At 54.3% G+C, this 25038-nt stretch carries 24 protein-coding genes; 17 read left to right on the forward strand and 7 right to left on the reverse strand.

What is annotated here, in order from left to right; translation table 11 throughout:
* The first annotated feature begins 147 nt into the window (after nt 1-147).
* Genes aspS through ruvC form a run of 4 tightly spaced genes read left to right on the forward strand, consistent with a single transcriptional unit; the run spans nt 148 to nt 3697 of the window.
* A complete protein-coding gene (gene aspS / locus AAEY27_RS09455) occupies nt 148-1926 on the forward strand; it encodes an aspartate--tRNA ligase (RefSeq protein ID WP_342324904.1) in 1779 nt (592 codons plus the stop codon).
* Between the two features lies 1 nt (nt 1927).
* Nucleotides 1928-2371 carry a dihydroneopterin triphosphate diphosphatase gene (gene nudB, locus AAEY27_RS09460; RefSeq protein ID WP_342324906.1) on the forward strand — a complete coding sequence of 148 codons (444 nt, stop codon included), beginning with the start codon at nt 1928-1930 and terminating at the stop codon, nt 2369-2371.
* Between the two features lie 26 nt (nt 2372-2397).
* A complete protein-coding gene (locus AAEY27_RS09465) occupies nt 2398-3138 on the forward strand; it encodes a YebC/PmpR family DNA-binding transcriptional regulator (RefSeq protein ID WP_342324908.1) in 741 nt (246 codons plus the stop codon).
* A gap of 37 nt (nt 3139-3175) precedes the next feature.
* Complete coding sequence (gene ruvC, locus AAEY27_RS09470; RefSeq protein WP_342325525.1) at nt 3176-3697, forward strand: crossover junction endodeoxyribonuclease RuvC; 522 nt, start codon at nt 3176-3178, stop codon at nt 3695-3697.
* 25 nt (nt 3698-3722) lie between these two features.
* Here ruvC and AAEY27_RS09475 read toward each other — a convergent pair whose 3' ends face one another.
* A complete protein-coding gene (locus tag AAEY27_RS09475) occupies nt 3723-4541 on the reverse strand; it encodes a helix-turn-helix transcriptional regulator (protein WP_342324910.1) in 819 nt (272 codons plus the stop codon).
* 95 nt (nt 4542-4636) lie between these two features.
* Between AAEY27_RS09475 and AAEY27_RS09480 the strand changes: the two genes are divergently transcribed.
* The 3 genes from AAEY27_RS09480 to ruvB all read left to right on the forward strand — a co-directional run bounded on the left by AAEY27_RS09480 (nt 4637) and on the right by ruvB (nt 7248).
* Complete coding sequence (locus AAEY27_RS09480; protein ID WP_342324912.1) at nt 4637-5518, forward strand: SDR family oxidoreductase; 882 nt, start codon at nt 4637-4639, stop codon at nt 5516-5518.
* Between the two features lie 99 nt (nt 5519-5617).
* On the forward strand, nt 5618-6229 hold the full coding sequence (ruvA, locus tag AAEY27_RS09485) for a Holliday junction branch migration protein RuvA (protein WP_342324913.1): 612 nt from the start codon (nt 5618-5620) through the stop codon (nt 6227-6229).
* 8 nt (nt 6230-6237) lie between these two features.
* Nucleotides 6238-7248 carry a Holliday junction branch migration DNA helicase RuvB gene (gene ruvB / locus AAEY27_RS09490; RefSeq protein ID WP_342324915.1) on the forward strand — a complete coding sequence of 337 codons (1011 nt, stop codon included), beginning with the start codon at nt 6238-6240 and terminating at the stop codon, nt 7246-7248.
* A gap of 54 nt (nt 7249-7302) precedes the next feature.
* Here the strand turns inward: ruvB and znuB are convergent, their stop codons facing one another.
* Both znuB and znuC read right to left on the reverse strand, forming a co-directional pair.
* Entirely contained in the window at nt 7303-8088 is a 786-nt protein-coding gene (znuB, locus tag AAEY27_RS09495; RefSeq protein WP_342324917.1) for a zinc ABC transporter permease subunit ZnuB, read from the reverse strand.
* Entirely contained in the window at nt 8085-8840 is a 756-nt protein-coding gene (znuC, locus tag AAEY27_RS09500) for a zinc ABC transporter ATP-binding protein ZnuC (protein ID WP_342324919.1), read from the reverse strand. Before znuC ends, znuB begins: the two co-directional genes overlap by 4 nt.
* 78 nt (nt 8841-8918) lie before the next feature.
* Here znuC and znuA point away from each other — a divergent pair, with 78 nt between their 5' ends.
* From znuA to lpxM, 3 genes are all read left to right on the forward strand, one after another.
* A complete protein-coding gene (gene znuA, locus AAEY27_RS09505) occupies nt 8919-9863 on the forward strand; it encodes a zinc ABC transporter substrate-binding protein ZnuA (RefSeq protein ID WP_342324920.1) in 945 nt (314 codons plus the stop codon).
* Between the two features lie 15 nt (nt 9864-9878).
* A complete protein-coding gene (gene mepM / locus AAEY27_RS09510) occupies nt 9879-11204 on the forward strand; it encodes a murein DD-endopeptidase MepM (RefSeq protein ID WP_342324921.1) in 1326 nt (441 codons plus the stop codon).
* A gap of 130 nt (nt 11205-11334) precedes the next feature.
* On the forward strand, nt 11335-12306 hold the full coding sequence (gene lpxM, locus AAEY27_RS09515) for a lauroyl-Kdo(2)-lipid IV(A) myristoyltransferase (RefSeq protein WP_342324923.1): 972 nt from the start codon (nt 11335-11337) through the stop codon (nt 12304-12306).
* Nucleotides 12307-12357: 51 nt separating this feature from the next.
* Here lpxM and pyk read toward each other — a convergent pair whose 3' ends face one another.
* Both pyk and AAEY27_RS09525 read right to left on the reverse strand, forming a co-directional pair.
* The gene (gene pyk, locus AAEY27_RS09520; protein ID WP_342324924.1) at nt 12358-13800 is read right to left on the reverse strand and encodes a pyruvate kinase; all 1443 of its coding nucleotides are present in this window, start codon (nt 13798-13800) and stop codon (nt 12358-12360) included.
* 127 nt (nt 13801-13927) lie between these two features.
* The gene (locus tag AAEY27_RS09525; protein ID WP_342324925.1) at nt 13928-14800 is read right to left on the reverse strand and encodes a MurR/RpiR family transcriptional regulator; all 873 of its coding nucleotides are present in this window, start codon (nt 14798-14800) and stop codon (nt 13928-13930) included.
* Nucleotides 14801-15144: 344 nt separating this feature from the next.
* Between AAEY27_RS09525 and zwf the strand changes: the two genes are divergently transcribed.
* From zwf to kdgA, 3 genes are all read left to right on the forward strand, one after another.
* Entirely contained in the window at nt 15145-16620 is a 1476-nt protein-coding gene (gene zwf, locus AAEY27_RS09530) for a glucose-6-phosphate dehydrogenase (protein WP_342324926.1), read from the forward strand.
* Nucleotides 16621-16843: 223 nt separating this feature from the next.
* Nucleotides 16844-18655, forward strand: coding sequence for a phosphogluconate dehydratase (gene edd / locus AAEY27_RS09535; RefSeq protein ID WP_342324927.1), 1812 nt, complete (start codon nt 16844-16846; stop codon nt 18653-18655).
* Between the two features lie 37 nt (nt 18656-18692).
* Entirely contained in the window at nt 18693-19334 is a 642-nt protein-coding gene (gene kdgA / locus AAEY27_RS09540; protein ID WP_342324929.1) for a bifunctional 4-hydroxy-2-oxoglutarate aldolase/2-dehydro-3-deoxy-phosphogluconate aldolase, read from the forward strand.
* 69 nt (nt 19335-19403) lie between these two features.
* Here the strand turns inward: kdgA and purT are convergent, their stop codons facing one another.
* Complete coding sequence (purT, locus tag AAEY27_RS09545) at nt 19404-20582, reverse strand: formate-dependent phosphoribosylglycinamide formyltransferase (RefSeq protein WP_342324930.1); 1179 nt, start codon at nt 20580-20582, stop codon at nt 19404-19406.
* Nucleotides 20583-20713: 131 nt separating this feature from the next.
* On the opposite strand from purT, the gene AAEY27_RS09550 reads away from it, so the two are divergent.
* The 4 genes from AAEY27_RS09550 to ptrB all read left to right on the forward strand — a co-directional run bounded on the left by AAEY27_RS09550 (nt 20714) and on the right by ptrB (nt 24368).
* Nucleotides 20714-21052, forward strand: coding sequence for a YebG family protein (locus tag AAEY27_RS09550; RefSeq protein WP_342324931.1), 339 nt, complete (start codon nt 20714-20716; stop codon nt 21050-21052).
* A gap of 58 nt (nt 21053-21110) precedes the next feature.
* Entirely contained in the window at nt 21111-21479 is a 369-nt protein-coding gene (gene yebF / locus AAEY27_RS09555; protein ID WP_342324932.1) for a protein YebF, read from the forward strand.
* Nucleotides 21480-21568: 89 nt separating this feature from the next.
* Entirely contained in the window at nt 21569-22234 is a 666-nt protein-coding gene (locus AAEY27_RS09560; protein ID WP_342325527.1) for a tellurite resistance TerB family protein, read from the forward strand.
* Nucleotides 22235-22313: 79 nt separating this feature from the next.
* Nucleotides 22314-24368 (forward strand): oligopeptidase B, encoded by a 2055-nt coding sequence (ptrB, locus tag AAEY27_RS09565; protein WP_342324933.1) that lies wholly within the window; start codon nt 22314-22316, stop codon nt 24366-24368.
* Here ptrB and exoX read toward each other — a convergent pair whose 3' ends face one another.
* The gene (exoX, locus tag AAEY27_RS09570; protein ID WP_342324934.1) at nt 24369-25031 is read right to left on the reverse strand and encodes an exodeoxyribonuclease X; all 663 of its coding nucleotides are present in this window, start codon (nt 25029-25031) and stop codon (nt 24369-24371) included.
* Nucleotides 25032-25038 lie beyond the last annotated feature (7 nt).

Below are 25038 nucleotides of genomic sequence, written 5' to 3' on the forward strand. Positions count from 1 at the left end.
TACAGTCAGTAGCGGGCTTATCGTAGGGCATTATTTCCAGTATAATAGCCCCCTTTTTTCATCCAGTTGTGACATACGAAAATAGCTGCCACCAAAGCGCCTGCACCGCAGGTGACAGGTCGCGCGCAGCTAATTAAGGGATATCTCATGCGTACAGTATATTGCGGGCAGCTCAATCAATCCCATGTGGGACAGCAAGTAACGCTTTGTGGGTGGGTCAACCGCCGTCGTGACCTCGGCAGCCTTATCTTTATTGATATGCGCGATCGTGAAGGCATCGTGCAGGTGTTTTTCGACCCGGACCGTCAGGATGCGTTCCAGCTCGCCTCTGAACTGCGTAATGAGTTCTGCATTCAAATTACCGGTACCGTTCGCGCGCGCGACGGCAAAAACGTCAACAAAGATATGGCTACCGGTGAAGTGGAAGTTTTCGCCACCGAGCTCAACATCATCAACCGCGCGGAAGCGTTGCCGCTCGACTCCAACCACGTCAATACCGAAGAAGCGCGTCTGAAATACCGCTACCTCGATCTGCGTCGCCCGGAAATGGCGCAGCGCCTGAAAACCCGCGCGAAAATCACCAGCTTTGTACGCCGCTTTATGGATGACCACGGTTTTCTTGACATCGAAACGCCGATGCTGACCAAAGCCACACCGGAAGGCGCGCGCGACTATCTCGTGCCGAGCCGCGTGCATAAAGGCAAATTCTATGCGCTGCCGCAGTCTCCACAGCTGTTCAAACAGCTGCTGATGATGTCTGGCTTCGACCGTTACTACCAGATTGTGAAATGCTTCCGCGACGAAGACCTGCGCGCTGACCGCCAGCCGGAATTCACCCAGATCGATGTGGAAACGTCCTTTATGACCGCGCCGCAAGTGCGTGAAGTGATGGAAGCGCTGGTTCGCCAACTATGGCTGGAAATCAAAGGCGTGGATCTGGGCGATTTCCCGATCATGACCTTTGCCGAAGCCGAGCGTCGTTACGGTTCCGATAAGCCGGATTTGCGTAACCCGATGGAACTGGTCGATGTCGCTGATCTGCTGAAAGCCGTCGAATTCAAAGTCTTCTCCGGCCCGGCAAATGATGCCAAAGGCCGCGTTGCCGCACTGCGTGTGCCAGGTGGCGCACAACTCAGCCGTAAACAGATTGACGACTACGGCAAATTTATCGAAATTTACGGCGCGAAAGGCCTGGCATATATCAAGGTCAACGAAGCGGCGAAAGGCCTTGAAGGGATCACCAGCCCGGTCGCGAAATTCCTTAACGCGGACATCGTAAGCGCGATCCTTGAGCGCACTGGCGCGCAAGATGGCGATATGATTTTCTTCGGCGCAGACAACAAAAAAGTGGTTGCCGACGCGCTGGGCGCACTGCGTTTGAAACTGGGCAAAGATCTGAATCTGACCGACGAAGCCAAATGGGCTCCGCTCTGGGTTATCGACTTCCCGATGTTTGAAGACGACGGCGAAGGCGGCCTGACGGCGATGCACCACCCGTTCACTTCTCCGCGCGATATGAGCCCGGCAGAGCTGAAAGTGGCACCGGAAACCGCGATCGCGAACGCCTACGATATGGTTATCAATGGCTATGAAGTTGGCGGCGGTTCTGTCCGTATTCATAGTGGTGAAATGCAGCAGACAGTGTTCGGCATTCTGGGCATCAATGAGCAGGAACAGCGTGAGAAGTTCGGCTTCCTGCTTGATGCGCTGAAATACGGTACGCCGCCGCACGCGGGCCTGGCGTTTGGTCTGGATCGCCTGACCATGCTGCTGACCGGCACCGACAATATCCGTGATGTTATCGCCTTCCCGAAAACCACGGCAGCGGCTTGTCTACTGACTGAAGCGCCGAGCTTCGCCAATCCGGCCTCTTTGACTGAACTGGGTATTGAAGTCATCAAAAAAGAGACGCCGGAGAATAAATAAGATGTCATTTAAGCATCCCGTTTCCGTGCTGGTGGTGATTTATGCCGAGGACACAAAACGGGTGCTGATGTTGCAGCGACGCGACGATGCTGATTTCTGGCAGTCGGTTACCGGCAGCCTTGAAGCAGGGGAAACCGCGTCGCAGGCCGCCGTGCGTGAAGTAAAGGAAGAGGTCAACATCGATGTGGCTCAAGAGTCGCTTCGCTTAGTTGACTGTCAGCGCACGGTGGAGTTTGAAATCTTTAGTCATTTACGTCATCGCTATGCGCCGGGCGTTACGCACAATACCGAATCCTGGTTTTGTTTAGCGCTGCCCCACGAACGCCCGATTGTGTTCACTGAACATCTGGCGTACCGCTGGCTTGATGCGCCCGCTGCGGCCGCATTAACCAAGTCGTGGAGTAACCGGCAGGCGATTGAAGAATTTGTAATTAATGCCGCCTGAACAGGTGGTTTTTCTGGAGAATTTTTATGGCAGGTCACAGTAAATGGGCCAACACCAAACACCGCAAAGCTGCACAGGATGCCAAACGCGGTAAGATCTTCACCAAAATCATTCGCGAGCTGGTGACAGCAGCGCGTCTGGGTGGCGGTGACGCCGCGTCCAACCCGCGTCTGCGCGCGGCGATCGACAAAGCGCTGTCCAACAACATGACCCGCGATACCTTAAACCGTGCTATCGCGCGCGGCGTCGGCGGTGATGATGATGCGAACATGGAAACCATCATTTATGAAGGTTACGGCCCTGGCGGCACAGCTGTGATGGTGGAATGCCTGAGTGACAACCGTAACCGTACCGTTGCCGAAGTGCGTCATGCCTTCAGCAAATGCGGTGGTAACCTGGGTACCGACGGTTCCGTTGCTTACCTGTTCAGCAAAAAAGGCGTTATCTCCTTCGAAGCCGGTGACGAAGACACCATTATGGAAGCGGCGCTGGAAGCCGGTGCGGAAGACGTTGTGACCTACGACGATGGGGCAATCGACGTCTATACCGCGTGGGAAGAGATGGGTGCCGTGCGCGATGCGTTAGAAGCCGCCGGTCTGAAAGCCGACAACGCTGAAGTGTCGATGATCCCGTCTACCAAAGCGGACATGGATGCGGAAACCGCGCCGAAACTGCTGCGTCTGATCGATATGCTGGAAGATTGCGACGATGTGCAGGAGGTTTATCACAATGGTGAGATCTCTGATGAGGTCGCGGCGACTCTGTAATGTCGCTGACTAATCCACCTGTAGCTGGAGACGCATGATGGCGATTATTCTCGGCATCGATCCGGGTTCACGCGTCACCGGCTATGGTGTGATTCGCCAGACGGGACGGCAACTGACCTATCTTGGCAGTGGCTGCATCCGTACCAAAGTGGACGATTTGCCGTCGCGCCTGAAATTGATTTATGCAGGCGTGACGGAAATCATCACCCAGTTCCAACCGGACTTTTTTGCTATCGAACAAGTGTTTATGGCGAAAAACGCCGATTCTGCACTGAAGCTCGGGCAAGCGCGCGGTGTGGCAATCGTCGCGGCCGTCAACCAGGACCTGCCAGTGTTTGAATATGCTGCACGTCAGGTAAAACAGACGGTCGTGGGAATTGGTAGCGCGGAAAAAAGCCAGGTGCAGCACATGGTGCGTAATCTGCTGAAACTGCCCGCTAACCCACAGGCCGACGCCGCCGATGCGTTGGCTATCGCCATCACGCATTGTCATGTTAGCCAAAACGCGTTGCAGGTAAGCAGTTCGCGGCTTAACCTGGCGCGCGGTCGATTACGCTAAAACGCGCCGAAACCCGGCGCTTTTTTTATAACAGTGTACGGATTTTCTCCTCGTCCACCGCGTCTGAAGGGTTATAGACCACCACGGTCAAATCGGGCTGTCCTTCGACCGTAAAACTCGAATACTCCAGTGATAACCTGCCGACAGTGCCATGCAGCAACACTTTTGTGCCTTCCTCCATCGCGCCAATATCATTGCTCTGCCACAGCGATGCAAACTCCGGTGAAGCCGTGCTCAGCTCCTCAACCAGCGGCTGGATCTCTGCCGATGCGCCTGCGCGCGTGGCATCCGCGCGAAAGGCCGCGACCAGAAAACGCGCCAGCCCATGCCAGTCTGTCTGCGCGGTGCGCACTGTAGGGTTCAAGAAAACGCGGCGCATAATATTGCGATCTTGCGCAGGCAGGGCGGCGTAATCCGTCAACACCACCGTAGCAGGCTTATTCCAGGCGAGAACGTCCCATGTCGCGTTGCGCACCATTGCCGGGCTGAGCGGCATGCCATCAAGCACGCGTTGCAGCCTTTGCGTCACGGTGCCCGCCGCGCTGTATTGCACACCTGGCGCACGGCCCAACGCCAGGTGATACACATGCTCTCGCTCGCGCCCGGAGAGACGCAGTGCCTTGCAAATCCGCTCCAGCACTTCTGCCGACGGCATGCCGCCGCGCCCTTGCTCAAGCCAGGTGTACCAGGTTGCGCTGATACAAGCCAGATGCGCCACTTCTTCGCGGCGCAGCCCTGGTGTTCGGCGACGTCCGGTATGAAAGCCCAACGCTTCGGGATCAAGCTGCGCCCGGCGGGATTTCAGGTAAATGCCCAGATCTTTTGGCTGAGTAACACTCTGCATCCTGTTAGTCCTTATACCACTATAAAGTCACTACTTTTTTCCACTACGGATATTTATCAGGATAGCTGCGCGAGTCAACATCAGGAGGCACACGCATGCACGTTTTTCTGACTGGCGCGACCGGATGGGTCGGCGCAAAAGTAGCGGCGGAATTATTGGCCGCAGGGCACCAGGTAAGTGGCCTGGTGCGTAACGCGGATAAAGCACAGGCGCTGCTTGCCGCAGGTGGACAGGTCGTTCACGGAACGCTGGACGATCATCAAGTGCTATTTGATGCAGCCACGCAAGCCGACGCGGTAATCCACACTGCATTTAGTCATGACTTTTCCCGCTTTGCGGAGAGCTGTATTCAGGATCAGCGCGCCATTGAAGTACTGGGCGAAGCGCTGATGGGCAGCCAGCGCCCATTGATAGTTACTGCGGGTTTGGCTCGACTGGCGCAGGGGCGCCTGGCGATCGAAGAGGATAAACCCGGTAGCGGACCGGAATACCTGCGTCGCTCCGAGCAAACGGCGATGAAGCTTGCGCAGCAAGGGGTCCGAACCGCCACGGTACGGCTGGCGGCCACCGTGCACGGGATTGGCGATCACGGTTTTATCCCGATGCTGATCGCGCTGGCGAAACAAACGGGCGTTTCCGCCTGGCCGAAAGAAGGAAATATTCGCTGGGCGGCGGTACACCGGTTGGATGCGGCGAAACTGTACCGGCTGGCGCTCGAAAGCGGTGTTACGCAACCGGTGTACCATGCGGTTGCCGAAGAGGGGATCACGTTGCGCGAGATAGCTGTCGCCATTGGTCAGATGCTCGGCCTGCCCGCAGAACCGCGCGAAGCAGCGCATTTCGGTTGGTTTGCCTCTTTTGCGGCAAGCGACATGTCAGCATCGAGTGAGCAAACCCGAAAAGTACTAGGCTGGCAACCTACGCAGCGGGATTTATTAACCGACCTGCGCGATGGCGCGTATTATGCCAATTCCTGAACCGCGCTCGCGCTTTTAATCAATAATCGGCTGGATATCTATCCAGCCTTTTTTTATGATACAGCATTACATTTTTAGCCCTTAACGCAGGAGCGTCACGTGATAGGCAGACTCAGAGGCATTATTGTAGAAAAACAACCCCCGTTGGTACTGCTGGAAGTCGGAGGCGTGGGTTATGAAGTTCATATGCCAATGACCTGTTTCTATGAGTTGCCGGACGCCGGTAAAGAGGCGATTGTTTTTACTCAGTTTGTGGTGCGTGAAGATGCGCAGCTTCTTTATGGGTTCAACAATAAGCAAGAACGTACGCTGTTTCGCGAACTGATTAAAACCAACGGCGTAGGGCCAAAACTGGCGCTGGCGATTTTATCCGGCATGTCGGCGCAGCAGTTTGTTAACGCCGTTGAACGTGAAGATCCTGCCGCGCTGGTTAAGCTGCCGGGTATCGGTAAGAAAACCGCTGAACGCCTGATCGTTGAAATGAAAGATCGCTTTAAAGGCTTGCACGGCGACCTCTTTACGCCAGCCGCTGATTTGGTGCTGACTTCTCCGGCAAGCCCGGCAACAGATGACGCTGAACAAGAAGCGGTTGCCGCGTTGGTGGCGCTGGGCTATAAACCTCAGGAAGCCAGCCGGATGATCAGCAAAATCGCGCGTCCGGACGTTAACAGTGAAACCCTGATCCGTGAAGCGCTGCGCGCGGCGTTGTGAGGTAGAGGATGATTGAAGCAGACCGTCTGGTGGCACCCGCCAGCATCACTGTGGAAGAAGTCGCGGATCGTGCCATTCGCCCGAAAATGCTCGCCGAATATATCGGTCAGCCGCAGGTTCGTTCACAAATGGAGATCTTTATCCAGGCGGCAAAACTGCGCGGTGACGCGCTGGACCATTTGCTGATCTTCGGCCCGCCAGGTTTAGGGAAAACGACGCTGGCGAATATCGTCGCCAACGAAATGGGCGTTAACCTGCGTACCACCTCCGGCCCGGTGCTGGAAAAAGCGGGCGATCTGGCCGCAATGCTTACCAACCTTGAACCGCACGACGTGCTGTTTATTGATGAAATTCACCGTCTCTCACCGGTTGTGGAAGAGGTGCTCTATCCGGCGATGGAAGATTACCAGCTGGATATCATGATTGGTGAAGGCCCTGCAGCGCGCTCCATCAAAATCGACTTGCCTCCCTTTACCCTGATTGGCGCAACAACCCGCGCCGGTTCATTGACTTCGCCGTTGCGCGATCGTTTTGGCATCGTTCAGCGTCTCGAGTTTTACCAGGTTGCCGACCTGCAACATATTGTTGGCCGTAGCGCGCGCTTTATGGGGCTGGAGATGAGCGAAGAGGGCGCGCTCGAAGTGGCGCGTCGTTCACGCGGTACACCGCGTATCGCCAACCGACTGCTGCGCCGCGTGCGCGATTTTGCCGAAGTGAAGCACGATGGCGATATCACTGCGGATATTGCTGCGCAGGCGCTGGATATGTTGAATGTCGACGCGCAAGGTTTCGACTATATGGATCGCAAGTTGCTGCTGGCGGTGATCGACAAGTTCTTTGGCGGACCGGTAGGGCTGGATAACCTGGCGGCGGCAATTGGTGAAGAGCGGGAAACCATTGAAGATGTGCTGGAGCCTTATCTGATTCAGCAAGGCTTTTTGCAGCGAACGCCGCGCGGGCGCATGGCGACTGTCAGGGCGTGGGATCACTTTGGGATTAAGCCACCGGCGACATCGTAATACATGAATGTGCCGGATGCGGTAAATCCGCGCTCCGGCGCTATTGGGCAACACTCAACTGGCGGTTTTTTTCATCATACTGAAGATAAATAACACCGCTGCACACAGCACCACGGATGGGCCTGCGGGCGTATCGTAAAAGGCCGAAAACGTTAGTCCACCGGTGACGGCAACCATCCCGACACCGACGGCGACTCCCGCCATCTGCTCAGGCGTTCGCGCAAAACGACGCGCTGTCGCGGCCGGAATAATCAGCAGTGAAGTAATGATCAGCGCGCCGACAAACTTCATGGCGACACCAATCGTCAGCGCTGTCACCAGCATCAGCAACAACTTCACGCGTTGCAGTTTGACACCGTCAACAAATGCCAGCTCCGGGCTGATGGTCATCGACAGTAAATTGCGCCATTGCCAGAGCAAAATCCCCAGTACCAGCACCACGCCCAATGCAATAGCGATCAGATCTTCTGGCGTGACGGCCAGTAAATCCCCGAACAGATAGGCCATTAAATCAACGCGGATATTCGACATTAAACTGACCACAACCAGACCAAGCGACAAGGCGCTGTGCGCCATAATCCCCAGCAAGGTATCCACGGCCAGATGCGGGCGTTTTTCCAGCCACACCAGCCCAGCGGCGAGCAGTAACGTGACGGCAATGACCGCGTAAAACGGGTTAATATCCAGCAGCAGACCAAAGGCAACGCCGAGCAAAGAGGCATGCGCCAGCGTATCGCCGAAATAAGACATGCGTCGCCAGACGACAAACGAGCCCAGCGGCCCGGCCGCGCAAGCGAGCATGATCCCGGCAAGCCAGCCGGGCAGTAATAATTCAATCATGAGTGTCCATTACCCTGACGCAGTACAATGCGGCCTTGCAAATCGTGGCGGTGATTGTGGTTATGGCGGTAAATGCCGAGTTGCTCTGCGCCGCGCTGACCAAACATCGAGATAAACTCCGGATGCAGGGAAACCACTTCTGGCGTTCCCGAGCAACAAATATGGTGATTCAGGCAAAGCACCTCATCGGTTTTCGCCATCACCAGATGCAGATCGTGTGAGACCATCAAAACCGCGCAATCCAGCTCTTTACGCAACTGATCGATCAAATTGTAAAGCGCGACCTGACCATTGACGTCCACGCCTTGCGTCGGTTCGTCAAGCACCAGCAACTGCGGGCGATTGAGCAGTGCGCGAGCGAGTAAAACACGCTGTGTTTCACCACCAGAAAGTTTCTGCAGCGGGGCATCCACCAGATGGGCTGCCTGCACGCGTTTCAGCGCCGGAATAATGTCGTCTTTACGCGTGCCAGGACGCAGGCGCATAAAACGCCCGACGGTCAATGGCAGTGTGGCGTCGAGATGCAATTTTTGTGGCACATAGCCGATGCGCAGGGTTTTGTCGCGCTTGATAATCCCAGAGTCGGGTGCTACAAGCCCAAGCACCACGCGCACCAGGGTTGATTTGCCCGCACCATTTGGGCCGAGCAGCGTCAGAATTTTACCGGGACGCAAATTCAAAGAAATGTCAGACAGGACGCGCCGTTGGCCGAACGCGACGGTGACATTTTCGAGCGTTACAAGATTCGTCATAGCATTTAAGGGGTTGCACAAGTTGTAGAATGTTATAATATCACATTCCACATACTCATTACGATGAATAGTCGCATTATGTTACATAAAAATACGCTTCTTTGCGCAGCGGTTTCGGCTGCGCTTCTCGCGGGTGTAGCACAAACCGCTAACGCCGCCGTCGTCACCTCGTTAAAGCCACTGGGTTTTATCGCTTCAGCCATCGCAGATGGCGTAACAACCACCGAAGTATTACTTCCAGATGGTGCATCAGAGCATGATTATTCACTGCGTCCATCAGATGTAAAACGCTTACAGAACGCGGACTTACTCTTTTGGGTTGGCCCGGAGATGGAAGCCTTCATGGCGCGCTCCGCCCAGCAAGTGCCAGCACAAAAACAAGTGGTGATGGCGCAGCTTGACGGGGTGAAAACGCTGCTGATGAAAGGGACGGAAGAAGACGAGCATGAACACGGCGACGATCATCATCATGATGAAAAAGGTGATGAACATCACCATCACGGCGAATACAACATGCATCTGTGGCTTTCCCCTGAGATTGCGCGGCTCTCGGCGGTTGCAATCCACGATAAATTAGTGGAAGTTATGCCGCAAAGTCGAGCGAGGCTTGACGCCAACCTGCAGGCATTTGAGGCATCATTAGCCCGGGCCGATAAGCAAGTCGGTAACGAGCTGGCACCGCTGAAAGGGAAGGGGTATTTCGTTTTTCACGACGCCTATGGCTACTTTGAAAAACACTACGGTCTGACACCGCTGGGTCATTTTACCGTCAACCCTGAAATTCAGCCTGGTGCGCAGCGTTTACATGAAATCCGAACACAGTTGGTTGAGCAAAAAGCAACCTGCGTTTTTGCTGAGCCACAGTTCAGGCCAGCGGTCGTTGAAGCTGTTGCCCGAGGGACATCCGTTCGAATGGGAACGTTGGATCCACTCGGCATCGGTATCAAGTTAGGTACAGAGAGCTACCCACAGTTCCTTGCCCAACTCTCAAACCAGTATGCGAGCTGCCTGAAAGGAGAATAACGAGGAAGTGAATACGTGCAACAGATAGCCCGCTCTGTCGCCCTGGCATTTAATAATCTGCCCCGACCCCATCGCGTTATGCTGGGGTCGCTTACGGTTCTTACTCTCACTGTCGCCGTCTGGCGGCCTTATGTTTATCATCCCGAGTCCACGGCCCCGATTGTCAAAGCCATCGAACTGCCGAAAAACGAAATTCGTTCGCTTCTTCCCGAAGCCAGTGAGCCTATTGATCAGGCGACGTCTGACGATGTCGATGATATTCCGCAAGATGAGCTGGACGAGAAAACAGCCAATGAAGCCGGCGTTCACGAATATGTGGTGTCCACCGGTGACACGCTCAGCAGCATTCTCAATCAGTACGGCATTGACATGGGCAATATCAGCCAACTTGCCGCTGCGGATAAAGAGCTACGTAACCTGAAAATTGGTCAACAGCTCTCCTGGACGCTGACCGCAGATGGCGATCTGCAACGCTTGACCTGGGAGATGTCGCGCCGCGAAACCCGCACTTATGACCGCATAGATAGCGGCTTCAAAATGAGTAGCGAGATGCAGCAGGGCGACTGGGTGAACGCGGTGTTGAAAGGCACGGTGGGCGGCAGTTTCGTCTCCAGCGCCAAAGACGCCGGTTTAAGCAGCAGCGAAGTGAGTGCAGTGATTAAAGCCATGCAGTGGCAAATGGACTTCCGCAAACTGAAAAAAGGCGATGAATTCTCCGTGCTGATGTCCCGTGAAATGCTGGAAGGCAAGCAGGAACAAAGCCAATTGGTGGGCGTACGCTTGCGTTCTGATGGCAAAGATTACTATGCGTTTCGCGCGGAAGACGGAAAATTCTACGATCGTAACGGTACCGGGCTGGCAAAAGGCTTTATGCGTTTCCCAACCTCGAAACAGTTCCGCGTCTCCTCGAACTTTGATCCGCGCCGTCTGAACCCGGTCACCGGGCGCGTCGCGCCGCATAAAGGTGTCGATTTCGCACTGCCGCAAGGCACGCCTGTGATGGCAGTGGGTGATGGTGAAGTGGTGGTCGCAAAACGTAGCGGTGCGGCAGGAAACTATATCGCCATCCGCCACGGTCGCACTTACACCACGCGCTATATGCACCTGCGTAAGTTGCTGGTTAAACCTGGGCAGAAAGTGAAGCGTGGCGATCGCATTGCGCTTTCCGGTAACACCGGGCGTTCTACCGGCCCGCACCTGCACTATGAAGTGTGGATTAACCAACAGGCCGTGAACCCGTTAACCGCGAAACTGCCAAGAACCGAAGGGTTGAGCGGTTCGGATCGTAAGGATTACCTGGCGCAGGTTAAAGACGTCTTACCGCAATTGCGCCTGGACTGATTCGCTTAACAAATGCGCGTCTAAAGCCGATGCCGTCTCAGCATCGGCTTTTTCTTTTGTGCGAAAGATGAGGCATCGCTACACTATCCCATTATCTTTTTTGATGAGTTCTCTGGCCTGCGGAAGATGCATGGAAACGAAAAAAAATAACATTGAGTACATTCCGGAATTTGAACGCGAGTTTCGCCATCCGCGCAACTGGGGTGCCTGGCTTGGCGTGCTGGCTTTTGCGGGCGCCGCGCTGATCCCGCCGTCTCTTCGCGATCCGCTGCTTGGCAAACTGGGCCGCCTGGCGGGAAGAATGGGCAAAAGCGCACGTCGTCGTGCGCAGATCAATCTGTTTTACTGCTTCCCGGAAAAAAGCGAGGCGGAACGGGAAGCCATCATTGATGAAATGTTTGCTACTGCGCCGCAGGCCATGGTGTTGATGGCCGAGTTGGCACTTCGTGGCCCGGAAAAGGTGTTGCCGCGTATCGAGTGGCAGGGCAAAGAGATTATCGATGAGATGCACAGCAACGATGAGAAAGTGATTTTTCTCGTTCCGCATGGCTGGGGCGTGGATATTCCGGCGATGCTAATGGCGTCGCAGGGGCAGAAAATGGCGGCGATGTTCCATAATCAGGGCAATAAAGTGTTCGATTATGTCTGGAACACCGTTCGCCGCCGCTATGGCGGCCGTCTGCATGCGCGTAATGATGGCATCAAACCGTTTATTCAGTCGGTGCGTCAGGGGTACTGGGGTTACTACCTGCCGGACCAGGATCACGGGCTGGAGCACAGCGAGTTCGTCGATTTTTTTGCGACTTACAAAGCCACGCTACCGGCCATCGGTCGCCTGATGAAAGTATGTCGGGCGCGCGTGGTGCCGCTGTTTCCGGTGTATGACGCCAAATCGCATCGGTTGATTATTCAGGTACGGCCGCCAATGGATGATTTGCTGGCGGCAGATGACAACACCATCGCCCGGCGCATGAACGAAGAAGTCGAAGTGTTTGTCGGCCCGCATCCTGAGCAATACACCTGGATCCTCAAGCTGCTTAAAACGCGCAAACCGGGTGAGACAGAGCCTTACAAGCGCAAAGAGCTTTACGCGAAGAAATAAGCCACAAAAAAAGGCCTCTCAATGAGAGGCCTTTGCATTTCAGTAGCGCGCTTATTCGACGGTCAGAATACGCGTGGTATTAGTGGTGCCAATGGTACTCATCACGTCCCCCTGGGTCACGATCACCAGATCGCCAGACAACAGATAACCTTTATCACGCAGCAGGTTCACCGCATCGTTCGCGGCGGCAACACCTTCGTTCACGCTGTCGAAGTAAACCGGCGTAACGCCACGGTAGAGCGCAGTCAGGTTCAGCGTGCGTTCATGGCGGGATAGCGCAAAAATTGGCAAACCAGAGCTGATACGTGAAGTCATCAGCGCGGTGCGGCCAGATTCTGTCATAGAGATGATAGCGGTTACACCTTTGAGGTGATTTGCTGCATACATGGCTGACATCGCAATCGCTTCTTCCACGTTATCGAACTGAATGTCGAGGCGGTGTTTGGATACGTTAATGCTTGGGATTTTTTCTGCGCCCAGGCAGACACGCGCCATGGCGGCAACGGTTTCAGAAGGGTACTGACCGGCAGCGGTTTCCGCTGAGAGCATGACTGCATCGGTACCGTCGAGCACGGCGTTCGCAACGTCCATCACTTCTGCACGGGTTGGCATCGGGTTGGTGATCATCGATTCCATCATCTGCGTTGCGGTGATCACCGCGCGGTTCAGTTGACGGGCACGGCGGATCAGCGCTTTCTGGATGCCGACCAGTTCCGGGTCGCCGATTTCCACACCCAAGTCGCCACGCGCGACCATCACTACGTCGGAAGCGAGGATAACATCGTCCATCGCATCCTGATTGCAAACCGCTTCAGCACGTTCCACTTTTGCGACGATTTTCGCATCGCAGCCAGCATCACGCGCAAGACGACGAGCATAGTTGAGATCTTCGCCGCAGCGCGGGAAGGAGACCGCCAGGTAATCAACACCGATCAGCGCAGCGGTCACGATATCCGCCTTGTCTTTTTCGGTCAGCGCTTCAGCCGAAAGGCCGCCGCCGAGCTTGTTGATGCCTTTGTTGTTGGACAGCGGGCCGCCAACGGTGACTTCTGTGAACACTTTCATGCCCTGAACTTCCAGCACTTTCAACTGAACGCGACCGTCGTCGAGCAGTAGAATATCGCCAGGCACTACGTCAGCAGGCAGACCTTTATAGTCGATGCCAACTTTCTCTTTGTCGCCTTCGCCTTTACCCAGGTTGGCGTCGAGCAGGAATTTATCACCGATGTTCAGGAAGACTTTGCCTTCCTTAAAGGTGGAAACGCGAATTTTCGGTCCTTGTAAATCGCCAAGGATAGCAACATGACGTCCCAGTTTTGCCGCAATCTCACGCACCTTATCCGCACGTAATTTATGATCTTCCGGTGTTCCGTGTGAGAAGTTCATGCGCACCACGTTGGCACCCGCAGCGATAACTTTTTCGAGGTTGTTATCGCGGTCTGTGGCTGGGCCTAAGGTGGTGACGATTTTGGTTCTGCGAAGCCTTCTGGACATGTAATACTCCGTTGACTGAAACAACTAGGTGTTGCGTGAACATGAATCCGGTTGTAAATGCACCGCTGAAGAGCGATGCAACTGACCGAATAGCGTAAGATGTTACCGTTTTTTTTATTAGCTATTACTATTGATGGTTATCGTCTTTGATAAGCAGTTCCTTATCAAAGCGCGATTCTTTCAGTGCTTCTTTGACTCGCTTCAAGTTATCCCTGAATTTTGCTCCCCGCCGTAAGGTAAAGCCGGTTGCCAGCACATCGATAACGGTCAGTTGCGCAAGACGGGACACCATCGGCATATAGATGTCGGTATCTTCCGGGACATCCAGAGTGATAGCAAGTGTTGCCTCGCGCGCCAGCGGCGTACCCGCAGACGTGAGCGCAATGACCATCGCATCGTTTTCACGTGCCAGTTGTGCCAGTTCGACCAAATTTTTGGTTCTCCCGGTATGGGAAATCAGCACAACGACGTCATCATCGCTACAATTCATACAGCTCATGCGTTGCAGCACAATGTCATCGGAATAGACCACCGGAACATTAAAGCGAAAAAACTTATTCATCGCGTCGTGCGCCACCGCAGCCGAAGAGCCGAGGCCGAAGAAGGCGATTTTTTTCGCCTGCGTCAGCAGGTCCACCGCGCGGTTAACCGCAGCCATATCCAGCGACTGGCGCACATGATCAAGGCTTGCCATTGCGGACTCGAAGATTTTGCCGGTGTAGGCTTCAACGCTGTCATCTTCATCGACATTTCGATTAACATAGGGCGTGCCATTGGCGAGACTTTGCGCCAAATGAAGTTTGAAATCGGGGAAGCCACGGGTATCAAGGCTGCGGCAGAAACGGTTTACCGTCGGCTCGCTGACGTCGGCTTCCTGGGCAAGCGTGGCAATACTTGAATGGATTGCCTGGTCCGGCGCGGCAAGGATCACTTCCGCGACTTTACGTTCGGATTTACTAAGGTGTTCCAGCCGAGACTGGATTTTTTCCAGCATATTCATGGGTGATAAAGCGCTCATGGTAAAACGATTACACCAATAGTGAGAATCGTAACGCGATTTAACTTGATATTACCCCTGCACGATACAGAAAGGTAAGTCATGACAAGAAATGTTGTTGTTTTTTTTCATAACATGATCAAAGTCGGGTTTTAACCGCTAAGCCTCGGGCAAACATCCAGCTTTATCAGGGCGAAAACCCAGTTTTTTCGTCACAACTAAATAACGCACATCCTGAGAAGGCTTAACGGTTTCGGGAATTACGTAAAAGCGGTACAGTGCACCGTAATAAAATTACAACTGTAGCTTGGTAAGAAGCTGCAAGATAGCCAACTGAGGAGAATGACATGGCGGTAATACAAACAGCCCAGGCATGTGACCTGGTCATTTTCGGCGCGAAAGGCGATCTCGCACGCCGGAAATTGCTGCCTTCCCTGTACCAGCTGGAAAAAGCGGGTCAAATTCATGCGGATACGCGGATTCTTGGGGTCGGGCGCGCCGACTGGGATAAAGAGGCTTATACCAAAATCGTGCGCGAAGCGCTCGAAACCTTTATGAAGGAAAAGATCGACGAAGGTCTGTGGGATAAGCTGAGCAGTCGCCTGGATTTCTGCAATCTGGACGTTAACGACACCTCCGCATTTAAACGCCTCGGCGAAATGCTGGATCAGAAAAACCGCACTACCATCAACTACTTCGCCATGCCGCCGAGCACTTTTGGCGCCATCTGTAAAGGGCTTGGCGCGGCGAAACTCAACGCCAAACCGGCTCGTGTGGTGATGGAAAAACCGCTGGGCACTTCGCTTGCTACCTCGCGCGAAATTAATGACCAGGTGGGCGAGTTTTTCGAAGAGTGCCAGGTTTACCGCATCGATCACTATTTAGGTAAAGAGACCGTTCTCAACCTGCTGGCGCTGCGCTTTGCCAACTCCCTGTTCGTCAATAACTGGGACAACCGCACTATCGATCATGTGGAAATCACCGTTGCTGAAGAGGTGGGCATCGAAGGACGCTGGGGTTATTTCGACCAGGCCGGGCAGATGCGCGATATGATTCAAAACCATCTGCTGCAAATTCTTTGCATGATTGCCATGTCGCCGCCGTCCGATCTGAGCGCCGACAGTATTCGTGATGCAAAAGTAAAAGTACTGAAATCACTTCGCCGTATTGATCGCTCTAATGTGCGTGAAAAAACGGTGCGCGGTCAGTACACCGCCGGTTTTGCCCAGGGCAAAAAAGTGCCGGGTTATCTGGAAGAAGAGGGCGCGAACAAGTCCAGCAATACCGAAACGTTCGTGGCGATTCGCGTGGATATTGATGACTGGCGCTGGGCGGGGGTTCCTTTCTACCTGCGTACAGGCAAACGTCTGCCGGCCAAATGCTCTGAAGTGGTTGTCTACTTCAAGAACCCGGAACTGAACCTGTTTAAAGAGTCCTGGCAGGAGCTGCCGCAGAACAAGCTGACTATTCGTCTGCAGCCGGATGAAGGCGTGGATATTCAGATTCTCAACAAAGTGCCGGGTCTGGATCATAAACACAACCTGCAAACTACCAAGCTTGATCTGAGCTATTCCGAAACCTTCAACGAGACGCATCTGGCCGACGCTTACGAGCGCCTGTTGCTGGAAACCATGCGCGGCATTCAGGCGCTGTTTGTGCGTCGCGATGAAGTGGAAGAAGCGTGGAAATGGGTGGACTCCATTACCGAAGCCTGGGCGGCGGATAACGATGCGCCGAAGCCTTATCAGGCCGGCACCTGGGGCCCGGTTGCGTCGGTGGCAATGATCACCCGCGATGGCCGCTCCTGGAACGAATTCGAGTAATTACGGTTACGTTATTTTACCGGTAACATGATCTAACACAGATATCCGCACAATTTTTCATCTTTCAGGTCCCGACTGGATTCACCAGCGGGGCTTTTTTTATTACACTGGCTGAAGCGATTTTGCCTTTGGGGCGCGGCGCTCTGGTGTTTTCAACTTGTTACGCAAAACGAAAAACACTGTCAACGCGGTTTCCCCGAACAGATAAATTTCAGGAGCCTCTATGAACTCAACAATGTTACGCGTAACAAATCGCATTATTGAACGTTCGCGCGAAACCCGCTCAGCCTACCTGGCGCGCATTGAACAAGCGAAAAGCGACACAGTACGCCGCTCAACCCTGGCTTGTGGGAACCTGGCGCACGGATTTGCCGCGTGCCAGCCCAATGATAAAGCTTCGCTCAAAAGCATGTTGCGCAACAACATTGCCATCATCACCTCCTACAACGACATGCTTTCCGCACACCAACCTTATGAGGTTTATCCGGACATCATTCGCAAAGCCCTGCATTCGGTGAACGCAGTCGGCCAGGTTGCGGGCGGCGTTCCGGCAATGTGTGATGGCGTAACGCAGGGGCAGGATGGCATGGAACTTTCGCTGCTGAGCCGCGAAGTGATCGCCATGTCAGCGGCGGTCGGGTTATCCCATAACATGTTTGATGGCGCGTTATATCTCGGCGTCTGCGACAAAATTGTCCCGGGTTTAGCGATGGCAGCCCTGTCATTCGGCCATTTACCGGCGCTGTTTGTGCCGTCAGGTCCGATGTCCAGCGGCCTGGCAAACAAAGAAAAAGTGCGCATCCGCCAGCTTTATGCAGAAGGGAAAGTCGATCGCATGGCGCTGCTGGAATCCGAAGCCGCGTCTTACCACGCGCCGGGAACCTGTACCTTCTACGGCACCGCGAACACCAATCAGATGGTGATTGAGTTTATGGGTATGCAGTTGCCGGGTTCCTCTTTTGTTCACCCGGACGCACCGCTGCGTAAAGCGCTGACGGAAGCCGCAGCCCGCCAGGTCACGCGTTTGACCGGCAACGGCAATGAATGGATGCCGCTTGGCAAAATGATCGATGAAAAAGTGGTGGTGAACGGTATCGTTTCCCTGCTGGCGACCGGTGGTTCCACCAACCACACCATGCATCTGGTAGCAATGGCGCGCGCCGCAGGCATCATCATCAACTGGGATGATTTCTCTGAACTCTCTGAAGTGGTACCGCTGCTGGCGCGCCTCTACCCGAATGGCCCGGCGGACATTAACCACTTCCAGGCAGCCGGTGGTGTTCCGGTATTGCTGCGTGAACTGCTGAAAGGCGGTCTGCTGCATGAAGATGTGAACACTGTGGCGGGCTTTGGTCTGACGCGTTATACCAACGAACCGTGGCTGAACAATGGCGAGTTGGACTGGCGTGAAGGCGCAGCCGCGTCGCTGGATGAAGACATTATCGCCACCATTGAGAAACCATTCTCCAAACATGGTGGTACTAAAGTACTCAGCGGCAACCTTGGTCGCGCGGTGATGAAAACGTCCGCTGTGCCGGTAGAAAACCAGGTGATTGAAGCGCCAGCAGTGATTTTCGAAAGCCAGCATGACGTTTTACCGGCCTTTGAGGCGGGTCTGTTGGATCGCGATTGCGTGGTTGTTGTGCGTCATCAAGGGCCAAAAGCGAACGGTATGCCAGAATTACATAAACTCATGCCGCCACTTGGTGTATTATTGGACCGCCGTTTCAAAATTGCATTAGTTACCGATGGACGGCTGTCAGGTGCCTCAGGTAAAGTGCCGTCGGCGATTCACGTTACACCAGAGGCTTATGATGGTGGGTTGCTGGCGAAAGTGAGTGATGGCGATATTATCCGGGTTAACGGGCAGACAGGCGAGTTAACGCTGCTGGTTGATGACAACGAACTTGCCGCGCGTCAGCCGCATATTCCTGACCTGAGCGCGATGCGCGTAGGCACAGGGCGCGAAATGTTCGGCGCGCTGCGGGAAAAACTTTCCGGTGCGGAACAGGGCGCAACCTGTATCACTTTTTAAGACGATAAGATTTAGTTCTGGCGAGAGAAAAACACTGATGAAAAACTGGAAAACGAGTGCAGAAGCAATCCTGAAAACGGGTCCGGTAGTGCCGGTGATCGTAGTGAACAAACTGGAGCACGCCGTACCGATGGCGAAAGCGCTGGTTGCAGGTGGTGTTCGCGTTCTGGAAGTGACTCTGCGTACGGCTTGTGCCATTGACGCTATCCGCGCTATCGCGAAAGAAGTGCCGGATGCCATCATCGGCGCGGGTACCGTGTTGAACCCGCAGCAGCTGGCGGAAGTGACCGCTGCTGGCGCGCAGTTCGCAATCAGCCCTGGCCTGACCGAGCCGTTGCTGAAAGCCGCGACCGAAGGCTCTATCCCGCTGATCCCGGGTATTAGCACGGTTTCTGAACTAATGCTGGGTATGGATTACGGCCTGAAAGAGTTCAAATTCTTCCCGGCTGAAGCGAATGGTGGCACCAAAGCGCTGCAGGCTATCGCGGGTCCGTTCTCTCAGGTTCGTTTCTGCCCGACTGGCGGTATCTCTCCGGCTAACTACCGCGATTACCTGGCGCTGAAAAGCGTGCTGTGTATCGGCGGTTCCTGGCTGGTACCGGCCGATGCGCTGGAAGCAGGGGATTACGATCGCATCACCAAACTGGCGCGCGAAGCAGTCGAAGGCGCAAAACAGTAATGGGTCAGGCGGGTGCATGACCCGCCTGATGATAAGATGCCCGGTAGCGTTAAGCTGACCGGGTTTTTTTTATCCGTTGACTTTCACTGCCGATGCTGCGGCAACTGCGCGTTCTACTGCGCTTTCGACATCATCCGCCACGGCCAGCGCAACGCCCATGCGTCGGGTTCCGTCGATTTCGGGTTTGCCGAACAGACGCAGTTGCACGCCCGCGCCCACGGCATTTTGCACATTATCGAACGTGACATTCTGGCTGCTCAGGCGCGGCAGGATCACCGCCGACGCGGACGGGCCGTACTGGCGAATAGCGCCAATCGGCAGCCCGAGAAACGCGCGAACATGCAGCGCGAATTCGGAGAGATCCTGAGAAATCAGCGTGACCATGCCCGTATCATGAGGGCGTGGTGAGACTTCACTGAAAATCACTTCGTCGCCACAAATAAACAGTTCAACGCCAAACAGGCCATGGCCGCCCAGCGCCAGTACCACTTTGCGGGCAATCTCCTGCGCACGTTCAAGCGCCACGTCGGACATCTGCTGCGGCTGCCAGGATTCGCGATAATCGCCATCTTCCTGGCGATGACCAACCGGTGCGCAAAAATGAACGCCATCGACGGCGCTGATGGTCAGCAACGTAATCTCAAAATCGAAATTAACCACGCCTTCAACGATAACGCGCCCGGCACCCGCGCGCCCGCCTTGCTGTGCATAGTCCCAGGCTTTTGTCAGCTGGTCGGCGCTTTTGATAAAACTTTGTCCTTTGCCGGAGGAACTCATCACCGGTTTTACAATGCAAGGCAAATCGATTTCAGACACTGCGCTGCGAAATGCCGCCTCGCTGTCGGCAAAACGATAGCTGGAGGTCGGTAATTGCAACTCTTCGGCAGCCAGGCGGCGAATCCCTTCGCGGTTCATGGTCAGTTTGGTCGCGCGAGCGCAGGGAACAACATTCTGGCCCTGGGCTTCCAGCTCAATCAGCATATCGGTGGCGATTGCTTCGATTTCCGGCACGATAAAATGCGGTTTTTCCAGCGCGACCAGCGTCTTTAACGCTTCACCATCGAGCATATTAATGACATGCGAACGGTGCGCCACATGCATGGCCGGCGCGTCGGCATAGCGGTCAACCGCAATCACTTCAATACCCAGGCGCTGGCATTCAATCGCCACTTCTTTACCCAGTTCACCGGAGCCTAATAACATCACACGCGTGGCTGCAGGGCGCAGCGCTGTTCCTAAAAGAGTCATAGCATCGTACCATTGGAAAAAAACTGGGCGCAGTATAAACGAAAACGTTTGCGTCTGTCTTTTTTCACTTGCGGTGGTTTTTTCATCGCGCTAGCATGCTGTATAAATACACAGTAAAATGAGGCTGCATCATGGCGGTAGAAATTAAATACGTAGTCATTCGAGAAGGTGAGGAAAAAATGTCTTTTGCCAGCAAAAAGGAAGCTGATGCTTACGATAAAATGCTCGATCTGGCTGAAGTGCTGGGCGACTGGCTGGGTACTGGCCCGGTAGAACTGGAAGATGACGCGCGCGATCGTATGGCGCTGTGGTTGGCCGAGCAAAAAGACGCGCTCAACGGCATCCTGAAATCAGGCAAGCTGCCTGATGCTGAAAGTGAAGAAGCTGCTTCACCTGCCGAAGCGGATGAGGAACAACCGTCCGATGCGGTGGATATCAAAAGCGCAGCGAAGCGCGCGAAAGTCGCCTGATCTTGCACCGCCAGCAATTTGTACCATGCTTTGAATGGGCACGAACCAGGAGATAAGCATGAAAATAGCAGGGTTTTTTACCGGTCTGCTTTTGCTGGCAGGCAGCATGGCGGCGTATGCCGCAACGGACCAGGCCGCAGCAGATAAAGTCGTGAAGTTTCCCTCTTGTGAGGGGCTTGACGCTGCGGGTATTACCGCCAGCGTCAAGCGCGATTATTTGCAAAACCGCATCGTTCGTTGGGCTGACGATCAAAAGAAAATCGGTCAGGCCGATCCGGTGGTTTGGGTCAGCCCGAAAGATATTACTGGCAAGAATGATAAATGGACGGTGCCTCTGACTGTGCGCGGTAAGAGTGCCGATATCCATTACCGTGTCATGGTTGACTGCAAAGCGGGAAAAGCAGAGTACCAACCGCAAGCGCAGTGACACAATTTTCCCTTCCTTTCCAGACATAGACATTTCCTGACACCCCTCTCGCTTACTCTTGGCACACCTACATCTGTAAGCGAGAGGGCATTATGAATTGGTTGAATCAATTACAATCGCTACTTGGTCAAAAGAGCGCATCCACGACGGCAGTACCCTCCAACGGGCAAGGGCTGAATAATCTGCTTGTGCCAGGTGCTCTGGGCGGTTTAGCCGGGCTGCTGGTCGCCAGCAAATCATCGCGCAAACTGCTGACAAAATATGGCACTGGCGCATTGTTGGTGGGCGGTGGAGCCGTTGCGGGAACCGTGCTGTGGAATAAATACAAAGACCGTATTCGCGAAGCGCACAAAGGCGAGCCGCAATTTGGTCAGCACCATTCGCCGCTAGATGTGCGTACCGAGCGCCTGATCCTGGCGCTGGTTTTCGCCGCCAAAAGCGACGGTCATATTGATGAAAAAGAACAGGCTGCCATTGAACAACAGTTGCGCGAAGCGGGTGTTGAAAGTCAGGGCAGGGAACTGGTCGCGAAAGCCATTGAGCAGCCACTTGATCCGGCGCGGCTGGCGCAGGGTATTCAGAATGAAGAAGAGGCGCTGGAAGTCTACTTCCTCAGTTGTGCCGCAATCGACATTGATCATTTTATGGAGCGCAGCTATTTGAATGCGCTCGGGGATGCGCTCAATATCCCGCAAGACGTCCGTGACGGCATCGAACAGGATCTCAAACAGCAAAAACTGACGCTTCCCCCCTGAGCATTACGACGTTTCGCTTGCAACGTGCGCGGGTTTTGCCAACCTTATAGGTATGTAAAACCAAAAAAAGAATGGTGCTATGTTGCCGAAAGTAAAACAAATCCCATACGCCATGACGATGCATGGCGATACGCGTATCGACAATTATTTCTGGTTGCGGGACGACTCGCGCTCGCAGCCAGAAGTGCTTGATTATCTTCATCAGGAAAATGACTACGGGCGCGAAGTGATGGCGTCCCAGCAAGCGCTGCAAGACGACCTGTTGCAGGAAATCATTTCCCGCATTCCGCAGCGAGAAATCTCCGCGCCCTACATCAAAAATGGCTATCGTTACCGGCATATTTACGAACCCGGTAACGAATACGCCATCTATCAGCGCCAATCCGTACTCAGTTCAGAATGGGATGAATGGTCAGTCTTACTTGATGCCAACCAGCGAGCGTCGCATAGCGAGTTCTACACTTTAGGCGGCCTCGAAATCTCACCTGACAACACCATTATGGCGATCGCGGAAGATTTCCTTTCGCGTCGGCAATATGGTCTGCGTTTTCGCAATCTCGACACAGGCAATTGGTATCCGGAAGTCCTTGATAACATTTCGCCGGAATTCGTCTGGGTCAATGATTCCGAAACGATCTACTACGTGCGTAAACACGCGACCACGCTGCTGCCGTTTCAGGTCTGGCGTCACACCGTCGGCACACCTGCACAGCAGGATGAACTGGTCTATGAAGAGAATGACGACACCTTCTATGTCGGGTTAAGCAAAACGACCTCGCAGCACTACATCACCATTCATCTCGCCAGCGCGACAACCAGCGAAGTATTGCTGTTGGATGCGGAGCTGCCAGATGCTCAGCCGCTGTGTTTTCTGCCACGGCGCAAAGACCACGAATATAGCCTCGATCACTTCCAGCACACCTTCTATTTGCGTTCCAATCGTGATGGCAAAAACTTCGGTTTGTATCGCACCAAAGTGCGTGATGAGCGGCGTTGGGAAGTGCTGATCCCGGCGCGTGAGCAGATCATGCTGGAGGGTTTTACGCTGTTTACCGACTGGCTGGTGGTGGAGGAGCGGCAACGTGGGCTGACCAGCTTGCGGCAAATCAACCGTAAAACCCGCGAAGTGATTGGTATCGCGTTTGACGATCCCGCTTATGTGACCTGGCTTGCCTATAACCCCGAGCCAGAAACCTCGCGCTTGCGCTACGGTTACTCCTCGATGACCACCCCGGATACGTTGTTCGAGCTGGATATGGACACCGGTGAACGGCGAGTGCTGAAGCAAATTGAAGTGGCGGGTTTTGACGCCAGCGAGTATCGCAGCGAGCACTTATGGATTCGCGCGCGGGATGGCGTTGAAGTGCCCGTCTCGCTGGTTTACAACCAAAAACATTTCCGCCAGGGGGAGAATCCGCTGCTGGTGTATGGCTACGGTTCATACGGTGCCAGCATGGATGCGGATTTCAGCAGTAGCCGCTTGAGTTTACTGGATCGCGGTTTTGTCTGCGCCATCGCCCATATTCGTGGCGGCGGCGAGCTGGGACATGGGTGGTACGAAGACGGCAAATTCCTCAACAAGAAAAATACCTTTAACGACTTTATTGATGTCACCGATTGCTTGCTGGCACAGGGATATGGCTCGCCGCTGTTCTGCTATGCAATGGGCGGAAGTGCAGGTGGTTTATTGATGGGATCCGTCATCAACTCGCGGCCTTCATTATTCCACGGTGTGATTGCGCAGGTTCCGTTTGTCGATGTGGTCACCACCATGCTCGACGAATCCATCCCGTTAACCACTGGCGAATTTGAAGAGTGGGGCAACCCGCAAGACGAAACCTACTATCACTACATCAAAAGTTACAGTCCTTACGACAATATCGAAGCGCATGCCTATCCGCATATGCTGGTGACGACCGGCTTGCATGATTCCCAGGTGCAATACTGGGAACCGGCGAAATGGGTCGCGAAACTACGCGAGTATAAAACCGATGATAATCTGCTGTTGTTGTGCACGGACATGGATTCCGGGCACGGGGGAAAATCCGGGCGCTTCAAATCGTACGAAGGCGTAGCGCTGGAGTATGCGTTTTTAATTGCGCTGGCACAGGGGACGTTACCGGGGCAGGGGTAATTATCCCTCGCCCAGATAGTGTTTCAGCGTTAAGCGTAGTTCCGGGCTCATGCTATCAAGGTTATTGAATAACCAACGCAGGTAGCCCGGATCGCGATCGGCAATTTCCGAGACCGGTTTGCCGCGATATTTGCCAAAGGTAAACGTGGTCAGCAGCGCCGGGCGGCCCGTCACGGTCGCCATTTGATCCGGCGTCCAGCCCGACACTTGCATAATGTCGATCAGCAATGCCGCAGTGATATAGCAATCATAAAGTGCGCGGTGATGATGCAAACCCGACGGCGTTTGCACGCTGAGCTTGCGGGATTTGTACAGCGCCATATTGCTGTATTTGATGCCCGGCCATAAACGGCGCGCCAGTTTCATCGTGCAAATCCATTCGCCGGGCATTTCAGGCAGCACGCGGCGGTCAAAACTGGCGTTGTGCGCCACATACCACTCGCTGCCGTAATAAAGCGGTACAACCTCTTCAATCCACGGCTGATCCGCGACCATCGCTTCCGTAATATGGTGTATCGCCATCGCCTGCTGGCTAATCGGCCTGTCTGGGCGCACCAGATGGCTCATCGGATTAACGATCTTCCCGTCGATAACATCGACCGAGGCTATCTCTACGATGCCGCCTTGCAGATCGCAGGTCTCGGTATCGATAACACGTAACATGGCTGGC

This window comes from Kosakonia sp. BYX6 (genome assembly GCF_038449125.1).
Classification (GTDB): Bacteria; Pseudomonadota; Gammaproteobacteria; order Enterobacterales; family Enterobacteriaceae; genus Kosakonia; species Kosakonia calanthes.

Bases quoted from the DNA above. Each gene is read 5' to 3' on its own strand.
- aspS (WP_342324904.1), top strand. From the start codon at position 148: ATGCGTACAGTATATTGCGGGCAGCTCAATCAATCCCATGTGGGACAG.
- nudB (WP_342324906.1), top strand. From the start codon at position 1,928: ATGTCATTTAAGCATCCCGTTTCCGTGCTGGTGGTGATTTATGCCGAG.
- AAEY27_RS09465 (WP_342324908.1), top strand. From the start codon at position 2,398: ATGGCAGGTCACAGTAAATGGGCCAACACCAAACACCGCAAAGCTGCA.
- ruvC (WP_342325525.1), top strand. From the start codon at position 3,176: ATGGCGATTATTCTCGGCATCGATCCGGGTTCACGCGTCACCGGCTAT.
- AAEY27_RS09475 (WP_342324910.1), bottom strand. From the start codon at position 4,541: ATGCAGAGTGTTACTCAGCCAAAAGATCTGGGCATTTACCTGAAATCC.
- AAEY27_RS09480 (WP_342324912.1), top strand. From the start codon at position 4,637: ATGCACGTTTTTCTGACTGGCGCGACCGGATGGGTCGGCGCAAAAGTA.
- ruvB (WP_342324915.1), top strand. From the start codon at position 6,238: ATGATTGAAGCAGACCGTCTGGTGGCACCCGCCAGCATCACTGTGGAA.
- znuB (WP_342324917.1), bottom strand. From the start codon at position 8,088: ATGATTGAATTATTACTGCCCGGCTGGCTTGCCGGGATCATGCTCGCT.
- znuC (WP_342324919.1), bottom strand. From the start codon at position 8,840: ATGACGAATCTTGTAACGCTCGAAAATGTCACCGTCGCGTTCGGCCAA.
- znuA (WP_342324920.1), top strand. From the start codon at position 8,919: ATGTTACATAAAAATACGCTTCTTTGCGCAGCGGTTTCGGCTGCGCTT.
- lpxM (WP_342324923.1), top strand. From the start codon at position 11,335: ATGGAAACGAAAAAAAATAACATTGAGTACATTCCGGAATTTGAACGC.
- pyk (WP_342324924.1), bottom strand. From the start codon at position 13,800: ATGTCCAGAAGGCTTCGCAGAACCAAAATCGTCACCACCTTAGGCCCA.
- AAEY27_RS09525 (WP_342324925.1), bottom strand. From the start codon at position 14,800: ATGAATATGCTGGAAAAAATCCAGTCTCGGCTGGAACACCTTAGTAAA.
- zwf (WP_342324926.1), top strand. From the start codon at position 15,145: ATGGCGGTAATACAAACAGCCCAGGCATGTGACCTGGTCATTTTCGGC.
- edd (WP_342324927.1), top strand. From the start codon at position 16,844: ATGAACTCAACAATGTTACGCGTAACAAATCGCATTATTGAACGTTCG.
- kdgA (WP_342324929.1), top strand. From the start codon at position 18,693: ATGAAAAACTGGAAAACGAGTGCAGAAGCAATCCTGAAAACGGGTCCG.
- purT (WP_342324930.1), bottom strand. From the start codon at position 20,582: ATGACTCTTTTAGGAACAGCGCTGCGCCCTGCAGCCACGCGTGTGATG.
- AAEY27_RS09550 (WP_342324931.1), top strand. From the start codon at position 20,714: ATGGCGGTAGAAATTAAATACGTAGTCATTCGAGAAGGTGAGGAAAAA.
- yebF (WP_342324932.1), top strand. From the start codon at position 21,111: ATGAAAATAGCAGGGTTTTTTACCGGTCTGCTTTTGCTGGCAGGCAGC.
- ptrB (WP_342324933.1), top strand. From the start codon at position 22,314: ATGTTGCCGAAAGTAAAACAAATCCCATACGCCATGACGATGCATGGC.
- exoX (WP_342324934.1), bottom strand. From the start codon at position 25,031: ATGTTACGTGTTATCGATACCGAGACCTGCGATCTGCAAGGCGGCATC.